Below are 22,910 nucleotides of genomic sequence, written 5' to 3'. Positions count from 1 at the left end.
GCTACAGCAGGGCCCAGCCCAATAGTCCGATCACCACGAAGAATGGCACCGACCATACATGGAACGTGCCCCAGGCCTTGCGCTCGCCCAACAGCCGCAGTGCGATCAGGTTCGCCAGCGAGCCCAGGACGAAGCCGAACCCGCCCACGTTCACGCCGAAGGCGATCGTGCGCCAGTCGTGTGAATACTCCGCCAGCAGGATCGCCGCGGGCACGTTACTGACCACCTGCGAAGCAAGCGCGCCGGTGACGTACAGGTGTACCGCGTGCTCCAGGCCCAGACCCGCCACGAACGAGCGGACCGCCTCGAGCCCCGCCAGCATGCGCAGGTCGATGAACATCAGCACGAAGGTCAGCAACAACCCCCAGTCGATGCTGGCGACGACACGCCGCCGAAGTGCGAGGAAAACCGCCACGACGCCGAGCAGTCCCCAGCCCACGTACTGCAGGTCGGCCAGTACGATGAAGGGCACATAGAGCAGCGCCGCCACGCCGAGCATCATGCGATCGACGGACTCCCCGCCACGCTCATGCACTTCCAGCGGCGTGGCGGGAAACGCAAGCGCGGTCAGCGCGAGCAACAGGGCCAGGGCGATCGCGACCAGTGGCAGCATCGCCCAGACGAAACCACCGAAGCCGTTGTTCCACTGCTGCCAGAGGAACAGGTTCTGTGGATTGCCGATCGGCGTGAGCATCGAGCCCGCATTCACCGCCAGGGCCTCGAACACCACCAGGCGCGTCGCCGGCATCCGTGCGATCCGGCACATGCTCAGGGTCAAGGGCACCATCACGAAGAGCGATACGTCGTTGGTCAGGAGCATCGACAGCACGGCCGTGGCCGCGACAAGACCGATCGCCGCCACGCGCCGCGTCGGGGTGCGATCGATCAGCCAGCGCCCCGCCATGTCGAGGGCGCCGCTGGATTCCACGCCCTTGGTGAGGATCAACAGGCCCGTGAGCGCGGCTATGGTGGGCCAGTCGACCAGGGAGGGCCAACCGGCGACGCGCGAAGGCAGTGCGATCGCGAGGGCGATCGACACGGCCAGCAGCACGAGGAAGAAGACATCGCGGCGCAGCGCGCGCAATGAAGGAGGTAGCCACATCATGAAGGAAGGATCCCGCCGCCAAGGACGGGATCATATCGGCTTCCGGCGGGGATCAGCGATTCTTGTCCGGAACGTCGACGCGGCCGGTGACGCCATGGTGGTCTATATCGCCGCTGCCCTGCGTACGCACCCTGAGGTCTCCACGAACGCCATCGACATTGAGGTCGCCCGAACCGATGGTCCCGACTTCCACGTTGCCGCCGATGTCACTGAGCTTCGCATCGCCCGAGCCGACTGTGCCGATGCGCACGCCACCGTTCACATGCTTCGCCTCGAAATCGCCCGAGCCGACCGTGTCGACCTCGACAGGGCCGGTGTTATCGAGCTTCACCTCGCCCGAGCCCACCGTGGTCCGTACCGGCCCCTTGATGTCGCTCGCTTCCAGTTCACCCGAGCCCGACGAACTGTCGAGTGATGCGACGCCGCGTACCTTGGCCTCGCCCGAGCCCACGTTGACCATGACCGGGATGTTCGACGGCACGCTGGCCTCGACCTTCAGGTCGCTGTAGTGACTGCCGAAGCCGGACCAGCCACTGTTGCGGTTGGTCTTCAGTTCGACCAGGAGCGTGTCGCCGTCGCGTTCCTGCGTGACGACGAGGTTGTCGACGGTCTGCTGGTCGGAGGCGCAAGCCTTGCCGCGCACCATTCCCTTGCCCGCGGGCGCGCCGCCGGAAAGGTGCAGTTCGTAGGCGTGGACGGAGAAGCGCACGGCGCGGACGCCTGAGAGATCGAGATCGAGATTGCGATCCGCGTGGAATTTGCACTGGTCATCGGCCATGGCGACGGCCGGTACCAGCAACAGCGAGGTGAGAAGCAGGTGGCGCATGGAAATCCCCTCCGGTGGATATGGTGTGCCGGTGATGGATGCCGGCCACGCGCAAAAGGTTGTAACCGCGATTTCACACGAATCTGAGCGGTTGACAACAAGCCCGTCAACCGCCGGCGAGGCGGCACGTTTTTCCCCGTGCAAGTCCAACCGGGAGATCACCCTATGCAACGCAAGACCCTTTTCGCCAGTGCCGCTTCCCTTCTCCTTGCCGGTTCGGCCGCCTTCGCGTTCGCGCAGGATGCCGCCCCCAAGACACCGGCCACTCCGGCGGCTCACGCCAGCCAGCCGGCCGGCCCCCAGCAGGGCCCGAAGTGGGGCCGCGATGGCGACCGTGACCACGGTCGCGGCGGGCACGGCGGCTGGGACCGTCACGGTGGCGGCATGGCCCGCTCCGGCGTTATCGGCGACCTCCGCGCGCTCGAACGCCTCTACCTCGTAACCGGCCGAAGCAAGGAACTGCCGGCGCTCTACAACGATGTGCTGGCCAAGTCGCAGAACCCGATGGTCCGCGATTACGTGTACCGCCATCTGGCACGTGCGCAGATGCAACCGCAGAATCCGGACGCCGCCATCGCCACGATGCGCAAGAGCCTCGACGAGAACCTCGCGCAGGATCAGAAGCGTCACCAGGAGATGGAGCAGTTCAAGGCGCGCATGGCGCAGCGAATGGCCGACAAGTCGGCTGCTTCGAAGTGAAGTGAAGTGAAGTGAAGGAAACGGGGCCGCAAGGCCCCGTTTCCTTCTAGGGCCTGTGTTGGGCCGCCTCATGTGGGAGCCGCTTCAGCGGCGATGGGTGCTTGCCTCACCCTGGCCCGCTGCCGCGGGATCGCCGATAAATCGGCTCCCACAAGGATGCTTGCCTCACCCTGGCCCGCTGCCGCGGGATCGCCGATAAATCGGCTCCCACAAGGGTGCTTGCCTCACCCTGGCCCGCTGCCGCGGGATCGCCGATAAATCGGCTCCCACAGGGCTGGCCGTGCAACGACTACCTGGGTGGGAGCCGACTTTGTCGGCGATTTGCGATCAGCTTGCCTCGCGCTTCACCCTGCGCCAGAGCATCTCCTGCTCCTGCAATGAATAGGACGCCAGCTCGCGTCCTTCCATCGCGGCAAGCGCCTCCATCGCGCGGAAGCGCCGCTCGAACTTCGCGTTCGCACCACGCAACGCGCGCGACACGTCGACCTTCGCATGCCGCGCAAGGTTGGCCGCGACGAACAAGACGTCGCCGATTTCATCGGCCAGGCGTTCCTCGTCGGCACCGTTCTCGAATTCGTGGCGGACTTCCTCGATCTCTTCCTCGATCTTGTCGAGCACCGGCCGATGGTCCGGCCAATCGAAGCCGACGTTCGCGGCGCGCTTCTGCAGTTTCACCGCGCGCTGCCATTCCGGCAGCCCGCGTGAAATGCCGGCAAGCGCGCTGGTATCGTCGGCGCCCTTGGCCGCGCGCTCCTCCGCCTTCAGGCGATCCCAATCGCGTGAGCGCGCAAGGTCGCTGGCATGCGTGACGTCGCCGAACACATGGGGATGACGACGCAGCATCTTGTCGCAGATCGCCTCGACGACATCGCCGAAGGCGAAATGCCCTGCCTCTTCCGCCATGCGTGCGTGGAACACGACCTGCAACAGGAGATCGCCCAGTTCGTCGCGCAGGTCGTGCATGTCCACACGGTCGATCGCATCGGCTACTTCGTATGCTTCCTCGATCGTGTACGGCGCGATCGTGGCGAAGCTCTGCTTCACGTCCCAGGGACAACCGTTCTCCGGATCGCGCAGGCGCGCCATGATGGCGATGAGGTCGTTCACCGGTCGCGTCACGTGCCATCCTCCGGATCGATCAGGCTGGCGGCCCAATCGATCGAGGTATCGCCACAGGCGATGAATTCGGGATTGATGAGTGAATCGCGCGTGTTGTAGCGAAACGGACGGCCAGCCAGGTCGAGCACGGCGCCACCGGCTTCCTCGAGCACGCATTGCGCCGCGGCGGTGTCCCATTCGGACGTGGCACCCAGGCGCAGGTAGATATCCGCGTCACCCCGCGCGATCACGCAGAACTTGAGCGACGAACCGAGCACGAAGGTCTCGTGATCACCGAGGCGATGGAGCAGCGCGAGGCTGCGGCCACCCGCGTGCGAGCGGCTGCCGGTGACCCTCAGCAGGCCGCCGGCGCGGCGTGTGTGTATGCGTTCGCGCGGCCCGTCGATCGCGGACTGCCGCCAGGCGCCTTGACCACGGGCGGCGGCATACAGATCGCCCGTCACCGGGACGAGCACCACGCCGAGCACGCTGCGGTGGTCCTCGATGAGCGCGATGTTCACCGTGAATTCGCCGTTGCGCTTCACGAATTCGCGCGTACCGTCGAGCGGATCGACCAGCCAGTAGCGCCGCCAGGTACGCCGTTCGGCCCAGGGTGCCGCGAGCGCCTCCTCGGAAATCAGCGGCACGCCGGGCGCCAGCCGATGCAGGCCCTCCTCGATCACGCGCTGGGCGGCCAGGTCGGCGGCGGTCACGGGGGAATCGTCGTCCTTGCAGACGACCTCGAAATCCTGCGCATACACCGCGAGGATCGCCTCGGCGGCCTGTCGCGCGATGGTGCAGACCGGATCGAGCCATGCTGCCGGCGATACGCTCATGCGGGGCGGTACCGCCCGGCCAGGTATTCGCGGGCCATGAACAGTGCGGCGATCGAGCGGCCTTCGGTCACGTCGTCGCGCGCGAGCAGCTCGTGCAGCTTGTCCATCCGCCAGGGCACCACTTCCAGTTCTTCGGGCTCGTCGCCTTGCAGGCGCTCAGGGTAGAGATCTTCCGCGAGGACGACGTGCGCGAGGTGGGTCATGTACGAGGGCGACAACGACAGCGTGCCGAGGATCTTCAGCTTGCGCGCGCCGTAGCCAACTTCTTCCTTCAGTTCGCGATTCGCGCCCTGTTCCGTCGTCTCGTCGCCATCCAGGCGGCCCTTGGGCACGCCCAGTTCGTAGCGGTCCACGCCAACGCCGTACTCACGCACGAGCAGCACCGTTTCCGGGTCGCGCATCGCGACGATCAGCACGGCGCCGAAGCCACTGCCTTTCAAGCGCTGGTACGTGCGCCTTTCGCCGTTGGAAAACACGAGGTCGACCTCTTCCGCGCGGCGGAGGGGGCTATCGGGTGCGTCGCGCGTCGCGAGGATCGTCGGGCGTTTGTTCATCGGGCGATTGTAACGCCGGTGAATCGCGCCAGTGCCTCGGCGTGGATGGCCGGCGTGCCTGCCAAGACGCTGCGCGTGTCGAGGCCGGGCGCGGCGCCGTCCAGGTCGGTGAACACACCGCCGGCCTCGCGGACGATCACCGCCAGGGCGGCGATGTCGAGGATGTTCAGGTCGGATTCGATCACCAGGTCGAGGCCGCCACGGGCAAGCAGGTGGTAATGACAGAAATCGCCATAGCCACGGATACGGTTGCTGTCGCGGATCATCGCGCCCAGCGCATCCCATCGGGCATCCGTCGTGAGGGTCTTCACGTTGCCGGTGGAGATCGATGCCTCGCGCATCGTCGCCGTCGACGCCACGCGCACGGGGTCTCCGTCGAGGAAGGCGCCACGTCCGCGCACGGCCCACATGCGCTCGCCGTACACGGGAGCGGAGGAGACACCCAACACCAGTTCGCCACGATGCATCAGGGCGATCTGCGTGGAGAAGAACGGCGTGCGGCGGACGAAGCTCTTCGTTCCGTCCAGGGGATCCACCAGCCACAGGTATTCGCGCGAGGTGTCGTCCGCCCCGTATTCCTCGCCATAGATACCCGCTTCCGGCAGGGCCTTCGCGAGGATCGCGCGGATCGCCATTTCCGCTTCGCGGTCCGCGACGGTGACCGGCGTGTCGTCGCCCTTCACGATCACGTCCACGCCGGCGCGCCAGTAATGCTGGATGATCTCGGCGGCCGCTCCGGCGGCGTCGCGCGCGGCGGCAAGCGCCTTGTCGAGGATGTCTGTCATGGTGTGATCGAGGGCGCCAGCCCCGCCTTGCGTTGGAGGTTGACGGAACCGTCGCGGCCCACCGGGCCGAAACGTGCGATGAGATGCGACAACGCGCTGTCAGCGATGCGAGGAACCAGCTTGCCTTCCATGCGCCAGCCCAGCGGCGAAGCGGCCAAGGCCGCGTTCACCGCCAGCGAGCCCGCGCCGTCATCGGCGAGCGTGGCGCGCAGCACCCCACCCTGACTCGAGGCTTCCAGCGCGATATCGCCGAGGGTGACATAGCCCTCGGGCGTGCGCACGGCGGCCTTCCGCCATGCGATGTCGGCATCGAGGGCCACCGGCCAGTTGCCTTGAAGTTCGGCACGTGGAATGTGCCCTTCCACCACGCCCACCGGAACCAGCCCGGGCGGCAGGGCCGGTCCGGCCAAGGCGCCGGCATCCAGCCGGAACTCGACCCCGCTCCAGGTCGCGTTGTCGCGGCCGGTGCTTTCCAGATGACCGTCGAAACGTCCCGCGCCGCCATCCAAGTGGATGTCCAGGTGCGTGCGTCCAAGGATCGCGTCCCGTCCGAGCCGCCACGTGGCGACGCCGAGTTCGCGGCCGTCGGCCATCGCCACGCGCCCCGCGCGCCCATTCCACAGCGTGCCCGAGAGTTCGTCGAGCACCACGCCGTGGACCCGCCGCGCCGCGAACGGCACGGCCACGCTCGCCGGCAGGAACCAGTATGAAAGCCCCGCGGCGACAGCCAGCAAGGCGACGAGCAGGGCCGTCCAACGCAACCACTTCAAACCATCACCTCACCTCTCGACTTGAGGACCGGGGGGTACGGGGCGATGATGGGCGGATGACCGACGCCCTTTTCGCTTCCCCCGCCGCCGACGCGCTCGTCGCCCGCGACCTTTCCGTCCTCTGGCACCCGTGCACCCAGATGCACGACCACGAAACCTTGCCCATGGTACCCGTGGTGCGCGGCGAAGGGGCGTGGCTGATCGGTGCGGACGGCAAGCGCTACCTCGATGCCGTCAGTTCCTGGTGGACGAACCTGTTCGGCCACGCGGAGCCGCGTATCGCCGGGGCGTTGAAAGACCAGCTCGACCGCCTGGAGCATGTCATCTTCGCCGGCTTCACCCATGAACCCGCGCTGGAACTGGCCGAGGAACTGGTGCGGATCACGCCGGCGGGACTAGAGCGCGTCTTCCTCGCCGACAACGGGTCCGCCGCCATCGAGGTGGCGCTGAAGATGAGCTTCCACTACTGGCTCAATCGCGGCCACGGCGAGAAGACCCGTTTCATCGCCCTCACCGGCAGCTATCACGGCGAGACCCTGGGCGCGCTTTCCGTCAGCGACGTGGCGCTTTATCGCAAGACCTACGCACCCCTGCTGCTGACGCCTGAACTCGCGCCCTCGCCGGACACCTACGAAGGCGAACCCGGCGAGACGGCGAAGGACATCGCCACGCGCCGCCTGGGCGACATGCGCCGCTTGCTCGAACGACACGCGCACGAAACCTGCGCCGTCATCGTGGAGCCGCTGGTGCAGTGCGCTGGCGGCATGCGCATGTACGACGCTTCATACCTCACGGGCCTGCGCGCGCTGTGCGACGAATTCAACGTGCACTTCATCGCCGACGAGATCGCCGTCGGCTTCGGCCGGACGGGAACCTTGTTCGCTAGCGAGCAAGCCGGCGTCTCGCCGGACTTCCTGTGCCTGTCGAAGGGACTTACCGGGGGCTTCCTTCCGCTATCCGCCGTACTCACCACCGACGATGTCTACCAGGCCTTCTATGCCGAGTACGCCACCGGCAAGGCCTTCCTGCATTCGCACAGCTACACCGGCAACCCGCTCGCCTGCCGCGCGGCCACCGCCACCCTCAAGATATTCCGCGATGATCCCGTACTCGAGCGCAATCGCGTCCTGGCCGCGCACATGGCCTCGCGCATCGCACCGCTGGCCGACCATCCGCACGTGGCGGACGTGCGCCAGACCGGCATGATCGCCGCGATCGAACTGGTCGCCGACAAGGCCACGCGCACGCCCTTCGCCGCCGCCGAGCGCCGAGGTCTTCGCGTGTATCGCCACGGCCTCGAGCACGGCGCGCTGCTGCGGCCGCTGGGCAACGTCGTGTATTTCATGCCGCCCTACGTGGTCAGCGAGGCGGAGATCGACTTCATGATCGACACCGCGATCGCCGGCATCGCGAAAGCGGTGGCCTAGACGCGCGACAAGCCCACCGGCAGATGACCGAGGCGGTCCATCTCGCCCTCCGCGAACAGGTCCGGATGGGCGAGGTAGTCCATCGCGAAACCATGGGCGTCCGCACCCCAGAACAGTTCATCGCCGATGGCGAGCGTGGGTACGCCGAACACCTGCTGGCCCATCGCCTGTTCGAAGTTGGCCTGCAGCCGGGTCTTCACCTCGGGAGCGGCCAGCGCGACGCGTACATCGGCTATCCCGAGCGATGCCGCCAGCGGTTCGAGTGCCTCGGCCGTATCGGCCGGACGTCCGTGCGCCCATATCCATTCGAAGATGGCGCCTACCGCCTCCACGCTGGTCCCCGCCGCGATACAGAGGCGCAAGGCCGGCAGCGGATTGAACGGATGCGCGGGCGGGAACCGCAGTGGGATACCCGCTTGCCGCGCACGCCATTGCGCATAGCGGTAGGTGAATTCGCGCTTGCGCGGAATCTCGGCCGGGCCACGCTGGCCCATTTCCTTGAGCAACGCACCGAACAGGATCGGCCGCAGGGCCACCTCGCGCCGCTCCGCGAGTTCGCGGATCGACTGCCATTGCAGCCAGGAGAACATCGAGACGAAATCGAAGTACCAAGCGATCGGCATGGGTGGCTCCCGGGAAACCCCATGGACGATAGCGGGCCGTGCGGCTGGCTACAATGCGCATTCCGTGACACGAGACACATCATGCGCACCATACGCATCCACGTCGACCTTGCCCTGGCCGCCGGCCAGGAGATCACCCTCCCCGCCCAGGCGGGAGAGCACGTGGCCCGCGTGTTGCGACTGGACGTGGGCGCGCCCGTGGTGCTGTTCTCCGGCGCCGACGGCATGGAGTACGACGCCACCCTCGTCGGCGTGGGCAAGCGCGAGGTCGTCGCGTCGGTCGGCAGCGGCCGTGCGGTCGTCAACGAGTCCCCGCTCGCGCTCACCCTCGCCCAGGGCGTCGCCCGGGGTGAAAAGATGGACCTCATCGTGCAGAAAGCGACCGAGCTCGGCATCGCCCGCGTCGTGCCGATCCTCACTGAACGATCGGAGGTGAAGCTCGATCCGGCACGCGCGGAAAAACGCCTCGTCCATTGGCGCGCGGTGGCCGCCAGCGCGTGCGAACAATCGGGCCGCGCCCGCGTTCCGACGATCGATCCGGCACTGCCCTTGTCGGCGTGGCTGGCGTCGCTCGGCGGCGATGCATCTCCACGGCTTGCGTTGCTTCCGGAAGGAAGCAAACGTCCCGGCGAACTCGGCCTGCGCGATGCGGCCATCCTCGCGATCGGGCCGGAAGGCGGCTTCGGGGAGCGCGACCGCGCGGCCCTGATGGCGTCGGGTTTCCTTGGCTTGAAACTGGGCCCGCGCATCCTCCGCACGGAGACCGCCGGACTCGCCGCGATCGCGGCGTTGCAGGCGCTTTACGGCGACATCTGAGCGAGGCCCGGCGGGAACGGCAACCTTGGTGGAAACCGCAACCGGTCGGAGCCGCGGTTTTGGTGTTGGTGGAAGCCGACCTTGTCGGCGATGGGGGCTTGCCACCACCTGGCCCGCTGCCGCGGGATCGCCGACAAGGTCGGCTCCCACCAGGCACGACAAGGTCGGCTGCCACCTTGAGCGGCTTCCATGGTCGGCCTCAGGCGGGTGGCAAAGCCGCGTCGATGCGGCGCATGACGCTCTCGTCGAGCAACGGCAGCGCATCGAGGGCCTTGAGGTTTTCTGCCAGTTGCGCGGTCTTGCTCGCGCCGAGGATCACCGTCGAGACGTGCGGATTCTTCAGGCACCAGGCCAGCGCGAAGCGCGCGAGGGGCAGACCCAGGTCGGCGGCGATCGGCACGAGTGCGCGCACGGTCTTCAGGCGCGCGCCATCGTCTTCCAGCAGGGCCTCGCGCAACCAGCCGTAATCGGGATGGCCCAGCCGCGAATCGTCCGGCACGCCATCGTTGTACTTGCCCGTGAGCAGGCCCGAGGCCAAGGGCGACCATATCGTGGTACCCATGCCGTAGCGCTCGTAGAGGGGCGCGTATTCCCGCTCGAACCGCTCGCGATGCAGGAGGTTGTACTGCGGCTGTTCCATCGACGGCGCGATGAGGTTTCGCTCGCGCGCGACCCGGTGGGCCTCCTCGATCGAGGCAGCCGACCATTCGCTGGTTCCCCAATAGAGCACCTTGCCCTGGCGGATGAGGGTGTCCATCGCCAGGACCGTCTCTTCCACCGGGGTATCGGGATCGGCACGGTGGCAGAAGTACATGTCCAGGTAGTCGACGCGCAGGCGCTCGAGGGCCTGGTGGCAGGCATCGAACACATGCTTGCGCGAGAGGCCGCGCTGGGTCGGCTTCGGTTGCTCGCTCGCACCGAAGTACACCTTGCTCGACACGGTGTACGCATCGCGCGGCAGGTGCAGGTCGGCAATGACGTCGCCCATCAGGCGTTCGGCTTCACCGGCGTTGTACGTTTCCGCGTTGTCGAAGAAGTTGACGCCATGGTCATAGGCGAGCGCGATGAGTTCGCGCGCCTGCGAGCGGCCCACCTGCCGACCGAAGGTGACCCAGGCACCGTAGGAAAGTGCGGAGACCTTGAGGCCGGTCGAGCCGAGGCGGCGGTATTCCATGGCGAATTCCTAACGGATGAAGTGGAGGATCGCGAACAACGCGATGGCGGCAACGATACCCGCGATCACGTCATCGAGCATGACACCCAGCCCCCCTTTCACACGCCGGTCGAACCAGGCGATCGGCCACGGCTTCCACACGTCGAATACGCGGAACAGGATGAAGCCCGCCGCCACCGCCCACCATGGCGCGAACAGCGCGGGCAGCAAGGCGATCCACTGGCCGACGAATTCGTCCCAGACCAGGCTGCGGTGATCGGCCACGCCAAGAAGGCGGCCGGCGACATCGCAAGCCCATACGCCGATGCCGAATGCCGCCACGATGACGGCGATCCAGGCGGATAACGGCAGGTCGCGCAGCAACAGCCACGGAAGGATCGCCGCCAGCGAGCCGAAGGTCCCTTGCGCCTTCGGTGTCAGGCCGGAGCCGAAACCGCACGCGATCCACCCTGCCGGCGAAGCGAGCAGGCGGCGGCGATCCGCGGGATCAAGGACGTATTTCGTGCTCATGCGGCGAAGTGGTTCCAGCCGGTGCGCGACGGCTCATACACGCCACCGTGCTCGTCGAGCACGCGCACACCGCTGCCTTCCACGACGCGGCCCACGCGCGTGGCACCGCAGCCGAGGCGCGCCATCGTGCTCGATAGTTCACCCGCGCGGTCGGCCGGCACGGTGAAGCAGAGTTCGTAGTCGTCGCCGCCGCCGAGCGCGAAGTCCAGCGCGTCGGCTTCCACGAAGTGGGTGAGCAATGCCGACGAGCGCGGCAAGAGCGGGGCCTCGATGTCGATGCCTACGCCGCTGGCCGTACAGATATGGCCCAGGTCGGCGACGAGCCCGTCCGAGATATCGATGCAGGCGGTGGCGATGCCGCGCAGCGCCTGCCCGGCCGAAACGCGTGGCGTCGGCCGGTTGAGCCGATCGACCAGGGCGGCATAGGGCGAGGCGTCGGCCTCGGCAAGGCAACGCAGGCCGGCGGCCGCATCGCCCAGCGTTCCGGTGACCATGACCACGTCGCCCACGCGCGCACCCGAGCGAAGCAAGGCCTCGCCCGGCGTCGTGAAACCATGCACGGCAACCGTCACGGTCAGGGGGCCGCGCGTGGTGTCGCCGCCGATGAGGGCAAGCCGGTACGGCGTGGCCAGTTCGGCGAAGCCCCTGGCCAGGCCATCGAAGAAGGCCTCGTCGCCACCGGGCGTCGTAAGCGCCAGCAAGGCCCACGCCGGGGTGGCTCCCATGGCGGCGAGGTCGGAAAGATTCACCGCCAACGCCTTCCAGCCAATGTCGGCCGGCGACGTACCGGGCGGGAAGTGGACCCCTTCGACGAGGGTGTCGATGGCGATGGCCAGCTCGCGGCCGGCCGGCACCGCGACGATGGCGGCATCGTCACCGATGCCTTCGATCACGTCGTCGCGATGGACTTCCGTATGCCGGCGAATGCGTTCGATCAGGTCGAATTCCATGCGTTTCCCTTGGGAAAGAAAGCGCGCGGGAATCGCGGCGCCTGGATCAGGATCGCTTTTCGGCGGTACGCCAATGCGTCGCGAGTTTGTCTAGCACGCCGTTCACATAGCTGTGGCCGTGATCGGCACCGAAACGCTTGGTGGCTTCCACCGCCTCGTTGATGACGACGCGGTAGGGGACGTCCGGACGGTACTTCAGCTCGTACGCACCCATGCGCAAGGCCGCGCGCTCGATCGGATCGATTTGCGCGACCTCCCGGTCGACGAAGGGCTTGATGCCGTCGTCGAGCTCCTTAACGTGCTGCTCCACGCCGCGCAGGATGTCCTCGAAGTATTCGAGGTCGGCTACTTCCATGTCCTGCTCGTGGCGGAACTGCTCGATGACGCTGGCCATCTTGCTGCCGCCGACCTGCCAGGCATAGAGCGCCTGGAGGGCACGGCGGCGGGCGCGCGAGCGAGCGGCGAGGTCGATTCCATGCGGAGGGTTGCTGCTCATTTCCCGAGCTTCGTGTAGAGGTTGACCATCTCGATGGCGACCATGGCCGCGTCGGCGCCCTTGTTGCCCGCCTTGGTGCCGGCCCGCTCGATGGCCTGCTCGATGCTGTCGGTGGTCAGCACGCCGAAGCACACGGGTACGCCCGAGGCGTAGGCGGCCTGGCCGAGGCCCTTGGCGGCTTCGCCGGCGACGTAGTCGAAGTGCGGCGTGGAGCCCCGGATCACTGCACCCAGGCCGAGCACGGCGGCGTAGTTGCCCGAACCGGCGACCTTGTAGGCGGCCTGCGCGATTTCCCATGCGCCGGGGACGCGGATCAGGTCGATGGCGTCGTCTTTCACACCGTGGCGGACCAGCGTGTCACGCGCGCCCTGGACGAGCGGCTCCACGACGAACGCATTGAAGCGGCCGGCCACGATGGCGAAACGGCCCTTGGGAGTGGCGAAATCGCCTTCGATGATCTTCATGCAAGGTAATCCTGTGGCGAATCGGCCGCCGCGCGACCGGACATTTTACGGGGTTTTCGGCCTGGGGTGGCCGGTGAAATCGAGCGTGGCGCGTCCAGCGGCGACGGCGAGGCGGCCGGGTGCCCCGAACGGCAACGTGAGCTTTGCGGGTCCGTGGCCGAACGGCAGCCCGCGAACCACGGGGATGCCGGCCACCGCGGCGATGCGCTCCAGTGCCACGTCGAGGTCGTAGCCGTTGTCGTACTCGGAAACGCGGTAGCTGGTGAAATCACCCACCAGCAAAGCCTTTTGCGCGCCCAGCACGCCGGCATGGAGCAAGTGGAACAGCATGCGCTCCACCCGGTACGGGGGCTCGGCCACGTCCTCGACGAAGAGCAGGCCGCCCTCGATCGCAGGGAAGTAAGGAGAGCCGGCCAAGCCGGCGAGCATGGCAAGGTTGCCACCCCATAGCGTACCGCTGGTGGTCATATCCTCGGTCAGCGGAGCGGCCCATTCCGCATGGACCTCGTCGCTGGCCAGGGTATGCCAGAAATGCTCCCAGGTGAGGGCATCGAGTTCGTTCGCGCCGAAATCCGCCCCGAGCATGGGCCCGCCGAGGGTGACGACGCCGCTTCTCGCATACAGGGCACACTGCAGGGCGGTGAAATCGCTGTGCCCGACCAGTGCCACGGGTGCGCCGCGCAGCCGGGCGCCGATGCGTTCGTAGTCGAGCATCGGCAGCAGCGGATGGGCTCCGTAGCCGCCACGAATCGCCAGGCCGATGTCCGGTAGCGGGCACGCGGGATCGGCGAACGCATCCAGATCGGCCGCACGCTGGGCATCGGTGCCGGCGAAACGCAGGTCGCGCCGGGCCAGGACCTCCTTGCCCGTGACCCGGTGGCCCGCGGCCTCGAGACGGGCGATGCCACGCTGCATCGCATCGGGGCTGTGTGGGTAACCGGAGGGGGCGATCAGGCGGATGTCATAGCTGTGCGTCATGCGGGGTGTCGTCGGGGAAAGGGCTAGAAATAAGCGGTGGGGTGTCGTTTCGCAACCCGAGGCCAGGTTTCAGCCCGCCTGCTCGACGACTTCCAGGCCAAAACCCGTGATGCCGACGAACTTGCGCGGCGTGCCCATCACACGCAGGCGGGTTACCCCGAGTTCGGCGAGGATCTGTGCGCCCAGGCCGAGCTGACGCCATTCCTGGTCGTCCTTCGGCGGCGGCATCGGCGCATGGTCGCGCTTGAGCCGTGCCAGCAGCGCCTCGGGGGTGTCCTCGCCGGAAAGCACCAGCAACACGCCGCGCCGCTCCGCGTCGATGCGACGCAGCGCGTCGGTCACGGTCTGGCCGAGATCGTCGCGTTTCAGGTGCAGCACGTCGGACAATGTGTTCCGCACATGCACCCGCGTCAGTACCGGCTCGCCGTCGGCCACGTCGCCGCGAACCAGGGCGAAGTGCAGTCCATGGCGGATCTGGTCGCGGAAGGCGACCAGGCGGAACGCGCCGAACTCCGTCTCCACGTCTTCCTCATGGACACGCTCGACCGTCTTCTCCGTCTCCAGGCGATAGCGGATCAGGTCGGCGATGGTGCCGATCTTCAGCCCGTGCTTCGCGGCGAACACCTCGAGTTCGGGGCGGCGGGCCATCGAGCCGTCGTCGTGCAGGATCTCGATCAGCACCGATGCGGGTTCGAGGCCCGCCAGCGCCGCCAGGTCGCAACCGGCCTCGGTGTGTCCGGCGCGGGTCAGCACGCCACCTGCCTGCGCGGTGAGCGGGAAGATGTGCCCGGGCATGGTGATGTCGGCGGGCTTCGCCTCCTTCGCCACGGCCACCTGGATGGTGTGCGCGCGATCGTGCGCCGAGATGCCGGTGGTGACACCCTCGGCCGCCTCGATCGAGACGGTGAAATTGGTGTGGTACGGCGAACTGTTGTCGCTGACCATCGGCTTGAGGCCGAGTTGACGCGTGCGCTGTTCGGTGAGGGTGAGGCAGAGCAGGCCGCGGGCCTCGCGGACCATGAAGTTGACGTCTTCCGGCCGCACCTTCTCGGCGGCCATCACGATGTCGCCTTCGTTCTCGCGGTCCTCGTCGTCGAGGATCACGACCATGCGGCCATTGCGCAGGTCCTCGAGGATCTCAGGGATGGTGTTGAATGACATGTCGCGGGTTTCCTCAGGCGAAGCCGTGCTGCTTCAGGAAGGCCTCGTCGAGGCGCGGGCTGTCGCCGCTGGAAAGCAGGCGTTCGACATACCGGGCGACCACGTCCACCTCGATGTTGACGGCATCGCCGGGACGGCGCGCCGAGAATGCCGTATGTGCCACCGTATGGGGAATAAGGTTGACCCCGAACCGGTTGCCGGCGACTTCGTTCACGGTGAGGCTCGTGCCGTCGATGCACACCGATCCCTTGTGCGCGACGTAGCGCGCCAGGTCGGCGGGAACCTCGAACGTCCAGCGCTGCGATCGCCCGTCGGGCAGCACCGACACCACCTTGCCCGTGCCGTCGACGTGGCCGGAGACGAGGTGGCCACCGAGACGGTCGGCCAGGCGGAGCGCTTTCTCCAGGTTCACCGGGTCGCCGGCCTTGTGCTTGCCGAGCGTGGTGTGGGAAAGGGTTTCGTTGGAGACGTCGGCGGCGAAACTGACCGCGTCGAAATCGATCACGGTGAGGCAGACACCGGAGACGGCGATGCTGTCGCCGAGGGCGACGTCGGCCATGTCGAGTCCGGATGTATCGACCGTGAGGCGGACGTCGCCGCCACGCCGTTCCAGCCGTGCGATACGGCCGACGGCCTGGATGATGCCCGTGAACATGTCAGTGGCCTCCATGGAAGGAGGCGACGGTGCGAAGCTGGTTTTTCATGAAACGTTTCCCGCGGTGGTGAGCGAAAAACGCCCCAAGGCGCATGGCGGCACGCGCCCGGCGAGGAGCGCACGACGCCGTCTTCTTTCATCCGGACTGTGACCGTCGGCCCCGGCATCGAACCGGATCTGCTGACCTCCCGGCGGACCGGGAGCGCTCGCGGGCTCGTTTCCTCGTGGAAACCTACCGCCGGTGGGGAGTTTCGCCCCGCCCTGAAGACGCTGTGGAGACTGGTGTCCCAAGGGACCTCAGCCGGCGCAGGATAACATGGGGCCGCCCGGCTCAATGACAACTTGATAGCGGCGACTTCGCTGTTGTGGGAGCCGCTTCGGCGGCGATGGGTGCTTGCCGCAAATCTGGCCTGCTGCCGCGGGATCGCCGGCAAGGCCGGCTCCCACCAAGCAGGCTCCCGCACAGGGACGACTCCCGCAGGGGTCAGTTGCCGAGCACCTGGTCCATCACCCAACTGGTGCGCGCACCCGTGCGAGCCGTCGAGGGACACGTGCCCCGACCCGTCAGCTCCGCCACGATGCTCTCGATCAGCGGTTGCTGGATATGTTCGGGATTGGCGACGCGGATGTCCTCGACACGCCCGCCGGACTCGAGCCGGATCGGATCGTCGCCGAAGGTGGCGAAGATGAGCCGGCCACGGTCACCGACGATCTCCACGCGATCCTCGCGCCGGTCCGCGCCGAAGTTCCACAGGCCGGTACCGAGCACGCCGCTACCGAAACGGAACGCCATCGACACGGTGTCCTCGGCCGGATAGACGTCCATCTGGTTGGAGGTCATGCCCCGCGCGTCGACGATGGGCCCGAGCAGGAAATCGAGGATATCCAGCGTGTGGCACCCGATATCGACGAAGATGCCGCCGCCGGAGATCTCCGGACGCAGCCGCCACGGCAGGTTGGCCCGATCGCGGTAGCGTGGATCGAGCGGCTGGTGGAGCAAGACCTGGACGATGCGTGGCGTGCCGATGGCGCCTTCGCCCATCAGGCGGGCGATGGTGCGGAAGCGCGGAAGCATGCGACGGTAGTACGCCACGAACACCGGCACGCCGACGGCCTCGCCCGCCGCGACGATGTCCTCGCATTCCGCGTGATCGACAGCCATCGGCTTCTCGACGTACACCGGCTTGCCGGCCGCGATCGCCATCAAGGCGTATTCGCGGTGGCTGGAAGGCGGCGTGGCGACGTAGACCGCGTCGACCTCCGCATCCGCGATCAGGGCGCATGCGTCGTCGTACCACCTCGGCACGCCATGCCGTTCCGCGTAATCACGCGCCTTGCCGGCATCGCGGCGCATGACCGCCACCAGCGACGAGTTCGGTACCTTCGAAAAAGCGGGGCCGCTTTTCACCTCGGTGACGGCGCCGCAGCCGACGATACCCCAGCGGACGTGCGTCAACGGCGGCACGGCTATCGGTCCACCTCGGCGGACCGTCGCTGGACGGTGGGGCGCAGCCGAAGACGGGTGTCGTCGCCGACCTGGCGACGGTCGATGGTGTCGAGCTTCCAGCGCGACGCCATGTCATCCAAGGGAGGCAAGGTCAGCATCGGCCGTGCCGTATGGCCCAGCAGGACGGGCGCGATGTAGACCAGCAGTTCGTCGGCGAGCCCGGCCGCGAGCAACGCGCCGCATAGTGCCGGCCCGGCTTCCACGTGCACTTCGTTGGCATCGCGCTGGGCGAGCCAATGGAGCGTGGCGCGCAGGTCGAGGCCGCCGCCATCGTCCTCGCGGATGACGGCACGCTGGATGTCGGCAAGGTGCGGGAGCACGGGGGCGCTCTCTGCGTGGAACAGCACCGTCGGTGCCGCGTCGTCGAGTACATGGGCGCCCACCGGCGTGCGCAGCCGCGTGTCGAGGATCGCACGCAGTGGCGGCACGAAACGCTCGTCGCCGGGCAGGCGCACGGTGAGGCGAGGATCGTCGGCGAGTACCGTGCCGCTGGCGGAAAGGATGGCCGAGGCACGACCACGCCAGCGCTGCACGTCGGCCCGTGCGGCGTCGCCCGTGATCCACTTCGACGAGCCGTCGGCGAGCGCGGTGCGGCCGTCGAGGCTCATCGCCAATTTGACGCGCACCCAGGGCCGCCCACGCTGGATGCGGCTGAAGAAGCCGATGTTGAGCTCGTGCGCGGCGTCGCGCATGAGGCCAACCTGCACGCCGATGCCGGCGGCGCGGAGCTTCTCGATGCCGGCACCCGCGACCTTGTCGAAGGGATCTTCGTGCGCGATCACCACGCGGCCGACGCCCGCGGCGATCAAGGCGTCGGCGCACGGTGGCGTGCGACCGAAGTGCGCGCAAGGTTCCAGGGTGACGTAAGCGGTGGCGCCACGGGCCGCCTCACCGGCTTCGCGCAACGCGAAAATTTCGGCGTGCGGTTCGCCCGCCCGCTGGTGCCACCCCGCGCCCAGCACCGTCTCGCCGCGCGCGATGACGCAGCCGACCCGGGGATTCGGCTGGGTGGTGTGCAGGCCGCGTTCGGCCAGACGCAGGGCATGGGCCATGTGGACATGGTCCATGGCCGGGAAGAACGGGCGCGACATCAGGGCTTGCGCCCTCGCCGCGCCGCGTCGAGCAGCGGCAGTTGCAGGCCTTCGAGCGATGGCAGATCACGTTCCAGCTTCTCGATCTCCTCGCGGAAGGCATGGACGTCTTCGAAACGCCGGTAGACCGAAGCGAAACGCACGTAGGCCACCTGGTCGAGCTTCTTCAGTTCACGCATCACCAGTTCACCGACCTGGCGCGAGGGGACTTCGCGTTCGCCCATGCGGCGAAGGTCGTTGATCACCGCGCGCATCGCGGTATCGACCGCGTCGCTGGCGACCGGACGCTTCTGCAACGCGCGCTCGAAGCTGACCCGCAGCTTATGTTCGTCGAAAGGCTCACGCCGGTCGCCGGACTTCACGATGGCCGGCAATTTCAGCTCGGCCGTCTCGAAGGTGTTGAAGCGCTCACCGCACTGCGGGCATTCGCGACGGCGGCGCACCGTGCTCCCGTCTTCGGTGAGACGGGAATCGATGACGCGCGTGTCTTCATGCTGGCAGAACGGACAGTGCATCGATCAGCCGTACACCGGGAACTTGGCGCACTGCGCGGTGACCTTGTCACGCACCGAGGCGATGACGGCGGCGTCGGCCGGTGCATCGAGCACGTCGCAGATCCACTGGGTCAGCTCGATGGCATCGGCTTCCTTGTAACCGCGGGTGGTGATCGCGGGCGTGCCCACGCGCAGGCCGGAGGTGACGAAGGGCGAACGCGGATCGTTCGGCACCGCGTTCTTGTTCACCGTGATGTGCGCCTTGCCGAGCGCGGCTTCCGCGTCCTTGCCGGTGACGTCGCGGCCGATCAGATCGATCAGCATGAGATGGTTTTCCGTGCCGCCGGAAACGATCTTGTAGCCACGGTCCATGAAGGTCTTCGCCATCGCCTTGGCGTTCTTGACCACCTGGGCCTGGTATTCCTTGAAGGCGGGTTCCAACGCTTCCTTGAAGGCCACGGCCTTGGCCGCGATGACGTGCATCAGCGGTCCGCCCTGGATGCCAGGGAAGACGATGGACTGCAGCTTCTTTTCCAGTTCCTCGCCAAGACCCTTGGCGACGATGATGCCGCCGCGTGGACCGCGCAGGGTCTTGTGCGTGGTGGACGTGACCACGTGCGCATGGTCGATCGGGCTCGGGTACGCTCCCGTGGCCACGAGGCCGGCGACGTGCGCCATGTCCACGAACAGGTACGCACCGACCTTGTCGGCGATGGTGCGGAAACGCGCCCAGTCGAGCACCTGCGAATACGCGGAGAAGCCGGCGACGATCATCTTGGGCTTGTGCTCGACGGCGAGTTTCTCGATCTCGTCGTAGTCCACCAGCCCGGTGTCCGGATCGATGCCGTACTGCACGGCGTGGAAGATCTTGCCGGAGAAGTTGACCTTGGCGCCGTGGGTGAGATGGCCGCCGTGGGCGAGGCTCATGCCCAGGATGGTGTCGCCCGGCTGGAGCAACGCGAAGTACACCGCCTGATTGGCCTGCGAACCGGAGTGCGGCTGGACATTCGCATAGTCGGCACCGAACAGCTTCTTCAGGCGATCGATCGCCAGCCTCTCGGCGATGTCGACGTACTCGCAGCCGCCGTAGTAACGCTTGCCGGGATAGCCCTCGGCGTACTTGTTCGTCAGCGAGGAGCCCTGGGCTTCCATCACACGCGGGCTGGCGTAGTTCTCCGAGGCGATCAGCTCGACGTGATCCTCCTGGCGACGGGTCTCGTCGGCGATGGCCTTGGCGAGTTCGTCGTCATAGCCGGCGATCGTTGCATCCTTCGGGAACATCTCGACCTCATGGGAACGGGTGGGGAAAGAAGACCGAAAGTGTAGCGGTAGCGGGCGTTTGCGGCCACTGCCCGGGCCGTACGCGGGCGCATGCCGGCAAATGGCGTAGGCCTGGGCCGCACCGGTCTTTTTCTGCGTAGCGGGTCACGTTCCCGCGGAATTACGCTTGCCCAACGCGCCTTCCCCGAACACGGGCGCGTCTCCTGAATCGTCCAACCCAAAGGAATGCCTCATGAAAATCACGGAACGTGGCCGGCTGCGCCGGTCTTGCCTCGCCCTGGCCTTCGCCAGTTCCGCCGCCCTTGCGGCCACCGACAATCCACCTCGCCCAGGCCCGGACACGGTGGCGCGCTTCGACGCGGTGCTGGCCGGCGGCCTGCCGGCAACCATCGCGACTGGGCAGCCCGCGGGGCTGCGTTCGGCCCCCGGGACGCCGCCTCCGGCGGAAGAGCTCACCATCCGGGCACGATTGGCCAGTCGCGCGACGTTTTCCGACGGAGGCGCCGCGGAGCTTTACGACGTACGTTTTCGCGGTGGCGACGCCGTGGCGATCCGTCACGGAGACAGCTTGCGCATCTCGTCGATCGACGGCCAGGTCCTGCATACGACCGCATTCACACGCGGGCACGAGCTCCCCGTCGAAGCCCAGACGCCGCTCGTCGACCTGCCGGCATCCGAATCCGATGCGCTCGACGAGGAACCGCCTCGGAACCCGGACGAACTGTCCGCGGACCCCGTCGCGGACGAAGGGGGACCTCGGGACCTCCATGTTCTCGCCTTCGTCCACGACGACGTCGTGCTCGACGATGACGCCGTCTTCGAACGATTCTTCGCATGGTGGGTCAAGCGCATGGAATTCGACGTACTGGAAGACCGCCGGGTGCATGTCCACCTGCGCAGGACGATTCCCGGCCTTACCGATCCCTCGTACGGTTACAAGGGAGCCTTGTTCCATTGGGCCCGGGCCGTCCGGGAATACACCGATCCCGACCTGCCCGGCTCGGTGGGCATCCGGTCCATGCGCAACATCCTGCTGGTGAAAGGAAGGGAGGTGGAGCCGAGAGCGGCCGGTATCGCGGATCACCAGCCCGGTTCGCTCGCCATGGCGAGCATCGCGGGAAGCATCGTCGTGCCCGCGCACGAGATCGGCCATACGATGGGTGCGTCCCACGACCACGCGGAACGCCGCTTTACCGGGCCTTTCTCCACGTGCGACACGATCATGTATCCGGTGGATCCCACCGTCCCGTGCAAGGCATACAGCCTGCCGAACGTGCAGCTCATCCGCAACACGATGCGCTACAAGAGCGGCCGTTGAAGGGCTAGGCACGCGGACTACGCGACTAGCTGGACAACACTGTCCTGGTACGCCGCCCCAGATATACGCCAGCGCCTCATCGCGCTGGTTTGGGGCGCACCAGCGGGAGGACGAAAATAAGGATCGCCGAAATCAACCAGGGAAGGTTCCATGAAACACCCGATAATCATGCTGCGTGCGATCACAGCTCTCAGCGCCAGTTGCGCCATGACGCCGTCGATCGCCACGGCTGGGCCGGTCGACGACATTTCCGTCGTCGCGCGATTCGACCAGGCTCTGGCCCTGGGGTTGCCGCAGACCATCCTCCTGCCCCGGGACAATGAACACGATGCTTTCGAAAGCGAGCCCGCGGCACTGACATTGCTGTCGCGGATGGCCGTGGACATCCGGATGCCCAACGGCGATACCATCGACATGTTCAATGCGCGCGTCGATGGCGCCCGGGCGGTCGTCTCCCGCCGGGCAAACCACGTGGACGTGACGATGCTGCGTGACGACAGTCTCGACACACGGGGCTTCACCCTTGGAACGGACGAGACCGAACATGTGACTCGCCCGGCTGCGGGCCCCGTCGAATTTTCCGGCCAGCCGGATCCCATCGCCCAGGGTTCGAGCGACGCGGGCACGGTGCGTGTCGTGTTCCCGGAGCGTGCGGCGAAAGACGATCCGCTCACGATCACCATCTTCGTGCACGACGATACCGGCATCGTCGACGGGCACGACCTGTATCGCGACTACCTGTCCTGGTGGCTCGCGGAACTCAGGGAGAAGATCGTGCCCGACCAGGCTATCCAGGTCGACGTCGTCGGCCGGATACGCGGAGTGACGGACATGAAATACGGAGGCAACGCCTCCATCTCGCGCTGGACGAGCGTGGTAGCCGGACTGGTGGAGAAACGCGGCTACCGGCGCACGCACAAGGACAAGTACCTGCTGTTCACCGAGCACGCGATATCTCCCGGCCTTTCAGGGGTCGCGCTTCGAAACCAGAGCGAAGCCATCGCGTCGAAAGCCGGGGGCTACACCATCATCGCCCACGAACTCGGCCATACACTCGGGGCGCTGCACGAAGATGCGGAAATCCATTACGGCGGCTGGTGGTGCGAGACGAACATGTATGGAAACCACTCGCCGTTCCGCTCGCACTGCTATGTGTACTCGGACAAGAACCGGGCACGAATCCGCGACTACATCGCCCACGGCGTGTTGTAACGGTGCCGGGGGAGCCCCCCCCCCCTGCCCCACCCGTTTTTACGAACCGGACGAAGGCCGGCCGGAACGGGGCATGGGCC

At 67.0% G+C, this 22,910-nt stretch carries 25 protein-coding genes and 1 riboswitch; of the genes, 5 read left to right on the top strand and 20 right to left on the bottom strand.

Going from position 1 to position 22,910, the window contains the following annotated elements; genetic code table 11:
* Nucleotide 1: 1 nt before the first annotated feature.
* Nucleotides 2–1,105 (bottom strand): SLC13 family permease, encoded by a 1,104-nt coding sequence (locus tag J2T07_RS10550; protein WP_306849730.1) that lies wholly within the window; start codon nucleotides 1,103–1,105, stop codon nucleotides 2–4.
* A 52-nt stretch (nucleotides 1,106–1,157) separates the two neighbouring features.
* Complete coding sequence (locus J2T07_RS10545) at nucleotides 1,158–1,931, bottom strand: hypothetical protein (protein ID WP_306849728.1); 774 nt, start codon at nucleotides 1,929–1,931, stop codon at nucleotides 1,158–1,160.
* Nucleotides 1,932–2,096: 165 nt separating this feature from the next.
* Here J2T07_RS10545 and J2T07_RS10540 point away from each other — a divergent pair, with 165 nt between their 5' ends.
* Complete coding sequence (locus J2T07_RS10540; RefSeq protein ID WP_306849726.1) at nucleotides 2,097–2,630, top strand: hypothetical protein; 534 nt, start codon at nucleotides 2,097–2,099, stop codon at nucleotides 2,628–2,630.
* 327 nt (nucleotides 2,631–2,957) lie between these two features.
* Here J2T07_RS10540 and mazG read toward each other — a convergent pair whose 3' ends face one another.
* The 5 genes from mazG to gspN are packed head-to-tail and all read right to left on the bottom strand — an operon-like array spanning nucleotide 2,958 to nucleotide 6,673.
* Entirely contained in the window at nucleotides 2,958–3,749 is a 792-nt protein-coding gene (gene mazG, locus J2T07_RS10535; protein WP_306849724.1) for a nucleoside triphosphate pyrophosphohydrolase, read from the bottom strand.
* Nucleotides 3,746–4,564: a 3'(2'),5'-bisphosphate nucleotidase CysQ gene (gene cysQ, locus J2T07_RS10530; RefSeq protein WP_306849722.1), complete on the bottom strand. Its 819-nt coding sequence runs from the start codon at nucleotides 4,562–4,564 to the stop codon at nucleotides 3,746–3,748. Before cysQ ends, mazG begins: the two co-directional genes overlap by 4 nt.
* A complete protein-coding gene (nudE, locus tag J2T07_RS10525) occupies nucleotides 4,561–5,118 on the bottom strand; it encodes an ADP compounds hydrolase NudE (RefSeq protein WP_306849721.1) in 558 nt (185 codons plus the stop codon). Before nudE ends, cysQ begins: the two co-directional genes overlap by 4 nt.
* Nucleotides 5,115–5,903: an inositol monophosphatase family protein gene (locus tag J2T07_RS10520; RefSeq protein WP_306849719.1), complete on the bottom strand. Its 789-nt coding sequence runs from the start codon at nucleotides 5,901–5,903 to the stop codon at nucleotides 5,115–5,117. Before J2T07_RS10520 ends, nudE begins: the two co-directional genes overlap by 4 nt.
* Nucleotides 5,900–6,673, bottom strand: coding sequence for a type II secretion system protein N (gene gspN / locus J2T07_RS10515; RefSeq protein ID WP_306849717.1), 774 nt, complete (start codon nucleotides 6,671–6,673; stop codon nucleotides 5,900–5,902). The genes J2T07_RS10520 and gspN overlap by 4 nt, the downstream gene beginning before the upstream one ends.
* A gap of 56 nt (nucleotides 6,674–6,729) precedes the next feature.
* On the opposite strand from gspN, the gene J2T07_RS10510 reads away from it, so the two are divergent.
* Nucleotides 6,730–8,100: an adenosylmethionine--8-amino-7-oxononanoate transaminase gene (locus J2T07_RS10510; protein WP_306849715.1), complete on the top strand. Its 1,371-nt coding sequence runs from the start codon at nucleotides 6,730–6,732 to the stop codon at nucleotides 8,098–8,100.
* Here J2T07_RS10510 and J2T07_RS10505 read toward each other — a convergent pair.
* On the bottom strand, nucleotides 8,097–8,723 hold the full coding sequence (locus J2T07_RS10505; protein WP_306849714.1) for a 2-hydroxychromene-2-carboxylate isomerase: 627 nt from the start codon (nucleotides 8,721–8,723) through the stop codon (nucleotides 8,097–8,099). The two genes, J2T07_RS10510 and J2T07_RS10505, sit on opposite strands and share 4 nt — an antisense overlap.
* Nucleotides 8,724–8,804: 81 nt before the next feature.
* On the opposite strand from J2T07_RS10505, the gene J2T07_RS10500 reads away from it, so the two are divergent.
* On the top strand, nucleotides 8,805–9,539 hold the full coding sequence (locus tag J2T07_RS10500) for a 16S rRNA (uracil(1498)-N(3))-methyltransferase (RefSeq protein ID WP_306849712.1): 735 nt from the start codon (nucleotides 8,805–8,807) through the stop codon (nucleotides 9,537–9,539).
* A gap of 199 nt (nucleotides 9,540–9,738) precedes the next feature.
* Here the strand turns inward: J2T07_RS10500 and J2T07_RS10495 are convergent, their stop codons facing one another.
* From J2T07_RS10495 to glyA, 12 genes are all read right to left on the bottom strand, one after another.
* On the bottom strand, nucleotides 9,739–10,713 hold the full coding sequence (locus J2T07_RS10495; RefSeq protein WP_306849709.1) for a potassium channel beta subunit family protein: 975 nt from the start codon (nucleotides 10,711–10,713) through the stop codon (nucleotides 9,739–9,741).
* A gap of 9 nt (nucleotides 10,714–10,722) precedes the next feature.
* Entirely contained in the window at nucleotides 10,723–11,223 is a 501-nt protein-coding gene (locus J2T07_RS10490; RefSeq protein ID WP_306849707.1) for a phosphatidylglycerophosphatase A family protein, read from the bottom strand.
* Nucleotides 11,220–12,173, bottom strand: a complete 954-nt coding sequence (gene thiL / locus J2T07_RS10485; RefSeq protein WP_306849705.1) for a thiamine-phosphate kinase — start codon at nucleotides 12,171–12,173, stop codon at nucleotides 11,220–11,222. Before thiL ends, J2T07_RS10490 begins: the two co-directional genes overlap by 4 nt.
* A gap of 46 nt (nucleotides 12,174–12,219) precedes the next feature.
* A complete protein-coding gene (gene nusB, locus J2T07_RS10480; RefSeq protein ID WP_306849703.1) occupies nucleotides 12,220–12,669 on the bottom strand; it encodes a transcription antitermination factor NusB in 450 nt (149 codons plus the stop codon).
* Entirely contained in the window at nucleotides 12,666–13,133 is a 468-nt protein-coding gene (gene ribH / locus J2T07_RS10475) for a 6,7-dimethyl-8-ribityllumazine synthase (protein ID WP_306849701.1), read from the bottom strand. The genes nusB and ribH overlap by 4 nt, the downstream gene beginning before the upstream one ends.
* A gap of 45 nt (nucleotides 13,134–13,178) precedes the next feature.
* Nucleotides 13,179–14,111 (bottom strand): muramoyltetrapeptide carboxypeptidase, encoded by a 933-nt coding sequence (gene ldcA / locus J2T07_RS10470; RefSeq protein WP_306849699.1) that lies wholly within the window; start codon nucleotides 14,109–14,111, stop codon nucleotides 13,179–13,181.
* A gap of 69 nt (nucleotides 14,112–14,180) precedes the next feature.
* On the bottom strand, nucleotides 14,181–15,272 hold the full coding sequence (gene ribBA / locus J2T07_RS10465; RefSeq protein ID WP_306849697.1) for a bifunctional 3,4-dihydroxy-2-butanone-4-phosphate synthase/GTP cyclohydrolase II: 1,092 nt from the start codon (nucleotides 15,270–15,272) through the stop codon (nucleotides 14,181–14,183).
* Nucleotides 15,273–15,285: 13 nt separating this feature from the next.
* The gene (locus J2T07_RS10460; RefSeq protein ID WP_306849694.1) at nucleotides 15,286–15,927 is read right to left on the bottom strand and encodes a riboflavin synthase; all 642 of its coding nucleotides are present in this window, start codon (nucleotides 15,925–15,927) and stop codon (nucleotides 15,286–15,288) included.
* Nucleotides 15,928–16,051: 124 nt separating this feature from the next.
* Nucleotides 16,052–16,200, bottom strand: a riboswitch (FMN riboswitch).
* Nucleotides 16,201–16,411: 211 nt separating this feature from the next.
* On the bottom strand, nucleotides 16,412–17,398 hold the full coding sequence (locus J2T07_RS10455; protein ID WP_306850672.1) for a Gfo/Idh/MocA family protein: 987 nt from the start codon (nucleotides 17,396–17,398) through the stop codon (nucleotides 16,412–16,414).
* Nucleotides 17,395–18,486 carry a bifunctional diaminohydroxyphosphoribosylaminopyrimidine deaminase/5-amino-6-(5-phosphoribosylamino)uracil reductase RibD gene (gene ribD / locus J2T07_RS10450; protein WP_430539357.1) on the bottom strand — a complete coding sequence of 364 codons (1,092 nt, stop codon included), beginning with the start codon at nucleotides 18,484–18,486 and terminating at the stop codon, nucleotides 17,395–17,397. The genes J2T07_RS10455 and ribD overlap by 4 nt, the downstream gene beginning before the upstream one ends.
* Before the next feature lie 38 nt (nucleotides 18,487–18,524).
* Nucleotides 18,525–19,040, bottom strand: a complete 516-nt coding sequence (gene nrdR / locus J2T07_RS10445; RefSeq protein ID WP_306849690.1) for a transcriptional regulator NrdR — start codon at nucleotides 19,038–19,040, stop codon at nucleotides 18,525–18,527.
* A 3-nt stretch (nucleotides 19,041–19,043) separates the two neighbouring features.
* Nucleotides 19,044–20,300 (bottom strand): serine hydroxymethyltransferase, encoded by a 1,257-nt coding sequence (glyA, locus tag J2T07_RS10440; RefSeq protein ID WP_306849687.1) that lies wholly within the window; start codon nucleotides 20,298–20,300, stop codon nucleotides 19,044–19,046.
* A 232-nt stretch (nucleotides 20,301–20,532) separates the two neighbouring features.
* Between glyA and J2T07_RS10435 the strand changes: the two genes are divergently transcribed.
* Both J2T07_RS10435 and J2T07_RS10430 read left to right on the top strand, forming a co-directional pair.
* Nucleotides 20,533–21,618 carry a hypothetical protein gene (locus J2T07_RS10435; RefSeq protein WP_306849684.1) on the top strand — a complete coding sequence of 362 codons (1,086 nt, stop codon included), beginning with the start codon at nucleotides 20,533–20,535 and terminating at the stop codon, nucleotides 21,616–21,618.
* Nucleotides 21,619–21,768: 150 nt separating this feature from the next.
* Nucleotides 21,769–22,830 carry a hypothetical protein gene (locus J2T07_RS10430; protein ID WP_306849682.1) on the top strand — a complete coding sequence of 354 codons (1,062 nt, stop codon included), beginning with the start codon at nucleotides 21,769–21,771 and terminating at the stop codon, nucleotides 22,828–22,830.
* Nucleotides 22,831–22,910 lie beyond the last annotated feature (80 nt).

Source organism: Luteibacter jiangsuensis (assembly GCF_030812295.1).
In the GTDB taxonomy this organism is placed as follows: Bacteria; Pseudomonadota; Gammaproteobacteria; order Xanthomonadales; family Rhodanobacteraceae; genus Luteibacter; species Luteibacter jiangsuensis_A.
The sequence above is the reverse complement of the archived record's forward strand: the minus strand, read 5'-3'. Positions and strand labels throughout refer to the sequence as shown.

What these genes read in the sequence shown, in the direction of transcription:
- J2T07_RS10430 (WP_306849682.1), top strand. Translation starts at nt 21,769, where the DNA reads ATGAAACACCCGATAATCATGCTGCGTGCGATCACAGCTCTCAGCGCC.
- J2T07_RS10540 (WP_306849726.1), top strand. Translation starts at nt 2,097, where the DNA reads ATGCAACGCAAGACCCTTTTCGCCAGTGCCGCTTCCCTTCTCCTTGCC.
- J2T07_RS10490 (WP_306849707.1), bottom strand. Translation starts at nt 11,223, where the DNA reads ATGAGCACGAAATACGTCCTTGATCCCGCGGATCGCCGCCGCCTGCTC.
- cysQ (WP_306849722.1), bottom strand. Translation starts at nt 4,564, where the DNA reads ATGAGCGTATCGCCGGCAGCATGGCTCGATCCGGTCTGCACCATCGCG.
- glyA (WP_306849687.1), bottom strand. Translation starts at nt 20,300, where the DNA reads ATGTTCCCGAAGGATGCAACGATCGCCGGCTATGACGACGAACTCGCC.
- J2T07_RS10545 (WP_306849728.1), bottom strand. Translation starts at nt 1,931, where the DNA reads ATGCGCCACCTGCTTCTCACCTCGCTGTTGCTGGTACCGGCCGTCGCC.
- nudE (WP_306849721.1), bottom strand. Translation starts at nt 5,118, where the DNA reads ATGAACAAACGCCCGACGATCCTCGCGACGCGCGACGCACCCGATAGC.
- J2T07_RS10510 (WP_306849715.1), top strand. Translation starts at nt 6,730, where the DNA reads ATGACCGACGCCCTTTTCGCTTCCCCCGCCGCCGACGCGCTCGTCGCC.
- J2T07_RS10460 (WP_306849694.1), bottom strand. Translation starts at nt 15,927, where the DNA reads ATGTTCACGGGCATCATCCAGGCCGTCGGCCGTATCGCACGGCTGGAA.
- ribH (WP_306849701.1), bottom strand. Translation starts at nt 13,133, where the DNA reads ATGAAGATCATCGAAGGCGATTTCGCCACTCCCAAGGGCCGTTTCGCC.
- nusB (WP_306849703.1), bottom strand. Translation starts at nt 12,669, where the DNA reads ATGAGCAGCAACCCTCCGCATGGAATCGACCTCGCCGCTCGCTCGCGC.
- nrdR (WP_306849690.1), bottom strand. Translation starts at nt 19,040, where the DNA reads ATGCACTGTCCGTTCTGCCAGCATGAAGACACGCGCGTCATCGATTCC.
- ribD (WP_430539357.1), bottom strand. Translation starts at nt 18,486, where the DNA reads ATGGCCCATGCCCTGCGTCTGGCCGAACGCGGCCTGCACACCACCCAG.
- J2T07_RS10550 (WP_306849730.1), bottom strand. Translation starts at nt 1,105, where the DNA reads ATGATGTGGCTACCTCCTTCATTGCGCGCGCTGCGCCGCGATGTCTTC.
- ldcA (WP_306849699.1), bottom strand. Translation starts at nt 14,111, where the DNA reads ATGACGCACAGCTATGACATCCGCCTGATCGCCCCCTCCGGTTACCCA.
- J2T07_RS10505 (WP_306849714.1), bottom strand. Translation starts at nt 8,723, where the DNA reads ATGCCGATCGCTTGGTACTTCGATTTCGTCTCGATGTTCTCCTGGCTG.
- J2T07_RS10520 (WP_306849719.1), bottom strand. Translation starts at nt 5,903, where the DNA reads ATGACAGACATCCTCGACAAGGCGCTTGCCGCCGCGCGCGACGCCGCC.
- ribBA (WP_306849697.1), bottom strand. Translation starts at nt 15,272, where the DNA reads ATGTCATTCAACACCATCCCTGAGATCCTCGAGGACCTGCGCAATGGC.
- J2T07_RS10500 (WP_306849712.1), top strand. Translation starts at nt 8,805, where the DNA reads ATGCGCACCATACGCATCCACGTCGACCTTGCCCTGGCCGCCGGCCAG.
- J2T07_RS10435 (WP_306849684.1), top strand. Translation starts at nt 20,533, where the DNA reads ATGAAAATCACGGAACGTGGCCGGCTGCGCCGGTCTTGCCTCGCCCTG.
- thiL (WP_306849705.1), bottom strand. Translation starts at nt 12,173, where the DNA reads ATGGAATTCGACCTGATCGAACGCATTCGCCGGCATACGGAAGTCCAT.
- J2T07_RS10495 (WP_306849709.1), bottom strand. Translation starts at nt 10,713, where the DNA reads ATGGAATACCGCCGCCTCGGCTCGACCGGCCTCAAGGTCTCCGCACTT.